Source organism: Cellulomonas septica (assembly GCF_012396155.1).
GTDB lineage: Bacteria > Actinomycetota > Actinomycetes > Actinomycetales > Cellulomonadaceae > Cellulomonas > Cellulomonas septica.
Map to the genome: position 1 here is coordinate 1 of NZ_JAAXOY010000241.1, position 4816 is coordinate 4816.

The 4816-nt window shown below is 70.5% G+C and carries 4 protein-coding genes; all 4 read right to left on the reverse strand.

Features of this window, described 5'->3' with window-relative positions; all coding sequences use genetic code 11:
- On the reverse strand, nucleotides 1-1527 hold a 1527-nt coding region (gene arfA / locus HGA02_RS10540), incomplete at its 3' end, for an arabinosylfuranosidase ArfA (protein ID WP_168678966.1).
- Nucleotides 1528-1609: 82 nt separating this feature from the next.
- Nucleotides 1610-2551, reverse strand: a complete 942-nt coding sequence (locus HGA02_RS10545) for a carbohydrate ABC transporter permease (protein ID WP_168678967.1) — start codon at nucleotides 2549-2551, stop codon at nucleotides 1610-1612.
- Nucleotides 2548-3492, reverse strand: coding sequence for a carbohydrate ABC transporter permease (locus HGA02_RS10550; protein ID WP_425483056.1), 945 nt, complete (start codon nucleotides 3490-3492; stop codon nucleotides 2548-2550). Before HGA02_RS10550 ends, HGA02_RS10545 begins: the two co-directional genes overlap by 4 nt.
- A 48-nt stretch (nucleotides 3493-3540) precedes the next feature.
- The coding region (locus HGA02_RS10555; RefSeq protein WP_210728430.1) for an extracellular solute-binding protein at nucleotides 3541-4816 on the reverse strand (1276 nt) is incomplete at its 5' end.

A 4816-nucleotide genomic window follows, 5' to 3' on the forward strand; every position in this document is an offset into this window, starting at 1 on the left:
CTCGAGCTCGACGACCGCCCACGACAGGGCGGGCAGGCGCACGGTCGCGGTCGAGCCGTCGACCTCGACGCCGTCGAGCGGGACCAGGCCGACGGCGTCGGGGCGGTCCTGCGTGCTCGCGGTGAACCGGTCGCCGCCCTCGGGGACCGTCAGCACCTCGGCGCGGGTCACGCGCGCACCCGTCCACCCGCGCAGGTCGACCGTGACGTCGGCGGCCGCGTCGAGCCCGCGGTGCGCAAGGAACAGCGCGACGCGTCCGTTCTCCTCGTCCCACGTGGCGGAGGCGTCGACGAGGTCGGTGTCGCCGAACTTCCCGGCGTCGTACCGGTCGGACGTGGCGGACACCCGCAGGATCGAACCCCGGGCCAGCGCCGCCATCCGCGCGAACGGCCAGAAGATCGACTGCCGCCACGCGGGACCGCCGGGCTCGGACCGGATGGGCGCGATGACGTTGACGAGCTGCGCCTGGTTGGCGACCTTGACGCGGTCGCCGTGCCGCAGCAGCGAGTTGAGGAAGGTCCCGACGACAACGGCGTCGGTGACGTTGTACTCGTCCTCGATGATCCGCGGGTGCTCCCGCCAGACGCCCTCACGCTCGATGACGTGCGGCTGGTCGGCGGTGTCCTTGCCGCGCTGGTACCAGACGTTCCACTCGTCGAACGAGAGGTTGATGCGCTTGGTGTGCTTGCCGGCGGCGCGCACGGCGTCGGCGGTCGCGATCACGGACTCGATGAAGTGGTCCATGTCGACGGCGGACGCGAGGAACGACGCGTGGTCGCCCTCGTCCTCCTGGTAGTAGGCGTGCAGCGAGACGTAGTCGACGTACTCGTACGCGTGCCGCAGGACGGTCTGCTCCCACGTGCCGAACGTCGGCATGCCGGAGTTCGACGACCCGCACGCGACGAGCTCGATGGTCGGGTCGACGAGCCGCATGGCCTTCGCGGTCTCCTGCGCGATCCGCCCGTACTCCTCGGGCGTCTTGGCGCCCATCTGCCACGGGCCGTCCATCTCGTTCCCCAGGCACCACAGCTTGATGTCGAACGGCTCCGGGTGGCCGTTCGCGGCGCGCAGGTCGGACAGCGCGGTGCCGCCGGGGTGGTTCGCGTACTCGACGAGCTGACGCGCCGCCTCGACGCCGCGCGTGCCGAGGTTGACGGCCTCCATGACCTCGACGCCCGCGACGCGCGCCCAGTCGACGAACTCGTGCAGCCCGAACGCGTTGGTCTCGACGGTGTGCCAGGCGCCGTCGAGCCGCCGCGGCCGCTGGTCGACGGGCCCGACGCCGTCCTCCCACCGGTAGCCGGACACGAAGTTGCCGCCGGGGTACCGGACGACGGTCACCCCCATCTCGCGGACGAGGTCGAGCACGTCGGTGCGGAAGCCCTGCGCGTCGGCGGCCGGGTGCCCGGGCTCGTAGATGCCCGTGTAGACGCACCGGCCCATGTGCTCGACGAACGAGCCGAAGATCCGGCGGGGCACCTCCCCGACGGTGAAGTCGCGGTCGAGGACGAGTCGTGCCTGGGTCATGGGTCTCCTCAGGGTGCTGCGGGTGGTGCGCGGTGCGGGAGGGCGGCGGCCCGGTGGGTGGTCCGGGCCGCCGCCGGGGACGTCACTGACCGCCGAAGCCGGTGGTCGAGAAGCCCTTGATGACCTGCCGCTGGAAGAACAGGAAGACGACGATCAGCGGCAGCGCGGCGAGCACGGCGGACGCCATCGTCTGCGCGTACTGCAGGCCGTACGCGCTCTTCACCGTCTGCAGGCCGACCGGCAGGGTCATGAGCGAGGCGTCGCTCGTGATGATGAACGGCCACAGGAAGTTGTTCCACGCGGCGACGAACACGAAGATCGCCACGGCCGCGAGGATGGGCCGCGACAGCGGCAGCACCACGGACCAGAAGATCCGCAGCCGTCCGGCACCGTCGATCCGGGCGGCGTCCTCGAGCTCGACCGGGACCTGCTCGAAGAACTTCTTGAGCACGAACACCATGGCCGGGTGCACGAGCTGCGGGAGGATGATCGCCCAGTACGTGTCGACGAGGTCGAGCGCGAGCATCTCGTAGAACAGCGGGACGATCAGCACGGGCGGCGGCACGATGATCGACGCGATGATCAGCCAGAACAGCCACTTGCGGCCGCGGAAGTCGATCCGCGCGAGCGCGTAGCCCGCGAGCGACGACACGGTCAGCGTGACGGCCGTGATGACGACCGCAGTGAGCAGGCTGTTCCAGGTCCAGAGCGGGATGTTCCCCTCGCGCAGCACGCTCGCGTACGCGTCGGTCGTGAAGCCGTCCGAGGGGAACCAGGACACGGGCGTGGCCGCGGCGGCGGTCTCCGACTTGAACGACGTGAAGACGGCCCACAGGAAGGGCAGCAGCCAGACGACGGCGAGCACGACGAGCGCGAGGATCGCGAGGAGGCGGCTCGGGCTCGCGAAGCGCTCGCCGACGCGCAGCCCGGCGGCGTGCGAGAAGCGTCCCTGGGGGCGGCGTCGACGGCCTCCGACGACGCCGGCGGCACCGGCGTTGGGCTGGGGTGCGACGGTGGTGGTCATCGGGCGCTCCTCCGCGACGTGAACCCGACCTGCGCCAGCGACACGATGATGATGACCGCGAAGAACACGTACGCGATCGCCGACGCGTAGCCGAACCGGTACCCGGTGAAGCCGGACTCGAAGATGTACTGGACGACGGGGCGGGTCACGCCGCCGGGGCCGCCGTTGGTCATGATGTAGATCTGGTCGAAGACCTTGAGCGACGCCAGGATCTGCAGGATCACGATGAGCACGGTCGTCGGGCCGAGCTGCGGGATGGTGATGGACCACAGCTGCCGCCAGCGGCCGGCGCCGTCGAGCGCGGACGCCTCGTACTGCTGCTCGGGGATGTTCTGCAGCGCCGTCAGGTAGAGCAGGAAGTTGAAGCCGACGGTCCACCAGAGCGTCTCGACGACGACCGCGAGCATCGCCCACCGGGTGTCCTGCAACCACGCCTGCCCCTCGACCCCGAGCCCGCTCAGCAGGTAGTTCACGAGCCCGAGCTGCGGGTTGTACATCCAGATCCAGAACTGCGCGGCGACCGTCGACGCGAGCAGGAACGACATGAAGAACGACAGCCGCCACAGCCACTGGCCGGGCAGGCCCTGGTGCACGAGCAGCGCCATGACGAGCGCGACGAGCACGAGCGGCACCGTCGAGAGCACGGTGAACCACAGCGTGTTGAGCATGGAGCGCCACATGATCGGGTCGCGCAGCGCCTCGACGTAGTTGTCGAGGCCGAGGAACGCGCCGCCGGCGCCGGTGATCGACTCACCGGTGAACGACAGGTAGAACCCGTGCAGGAGGGGCCAGAGCAGGAACATCGCGAAGACGACGACGAACGGCGTGACGAACAGCCACCCGATGCGGGTGTCGCGCGAGCGTTGCGCGCGGGTCACGGACCGTTCCGACGTCGACCCGGGCCGGGTGCGGCCGGGTGCGGCGGTTGCGGCAGAGGACACGATCGGACTCCTTCGTCGGATCGGGCGGTCGGGTCGGCAGGAAGGGCGTCAGACCGGGTTCGGCTTGGAGAGCTGCACGTCGACGCGGCGCACGAAGGCCCCGAAGCCCTCGGCGGGGTCGGCGCCGTTGAGGTACACGTTCTGGACGGTCTCGAGGAAGTAGCTCTGGAAGTCGCTCCCGGAGCCCGTGAACCACGCCTCGGGGTCGTAGTTGAGGATCTCGGCCGCGGGTGCGTAGTGCGCCTGCGGGACGAGGTCCTGGTACTCGGGGCTCTGCACGACCGGCTGGTAGGCGGGGATGTGCCCGGCCTCGGCCCACGCGAACGAGTTCTGCAGGATGTCCGCGACGAACCGGTACGTCGCGCGCCGCTGCTCGGGGTCCGGGTCGGACTGGTGGGGCAGCGTGAAGGCGTGCGAGTCCGCGTACGCGGCGGGCGTGCCGAACAGCGTCGGGATCGGCATCGCGTCGAACGGGATGCCGGCCTTCTTGGCCGTCGGCAGCTCCCAGACGCCCGTGAAGAACATCCCGCTCTCCCCCGACATGAACTCCGCGACGGCCGTGCCGTAGTCGCCGTCCGGGGCGCAGATCGTGCCGTCGAGCAGCGTCTGGATGTACTCGAGCGACTCGACCGCCGCGTCGGTGTCGACCTCCGCCCGGCTGCCGGACAGGTCGAACTCGGCGTCGTGCTGCTTGTAGAGCGTGTAGAACAGCCGCCACATCTGGGCGCCGTCACCGAGGTACCCGTACGAGAGCCCGTGCTTGCCGGTGACGCCCTGCATGGCCCGCGCGACCTCGAGGAACTGGTCGGCGTCCTCGATCGGTGCGAGCTGCCCGTCCGTCCCGAGCACGCCCGCCTGCTCGGCGACGTCGGTGTTGTAGAACATCACGAACGGGTGCGAGTCGAGCGCGATCGAGTACTGCGTCCCGTCGAGCCCGCCCTTCTCCCAGACGCGCGGCAGGAAGTCCTGCTCGGTGACGTCGAACTCCGCGAGGAGGTCGAGGTCCCAGGCGTCGAGCAGGCCGCCGGGCGCGTACCCGGCGATGCGCGACGCGTGCATGATCGCGGTGTCGGGGGCGCGACCGCCGACGCTCGCCATCGCGAGCTTCGTGTAGTACGGCGCACCCCACGCGAGGACGGTCTGCGTCGCGTGGTAGCCGTGGTCGAGGCCGTTCACGTCGTCGACGAGGCCCGCCATGTTGATGCCGTCGCCGCCCGACAGCAGGTGCCAGAACGACAGCTCGCGCACGCCGTCCGCGGCGGCGGTCGGGGACGCGCAGCCCGCGAGCGCCCCGGCGGCCGCGACGCCGCCGATCGCCGCGAGG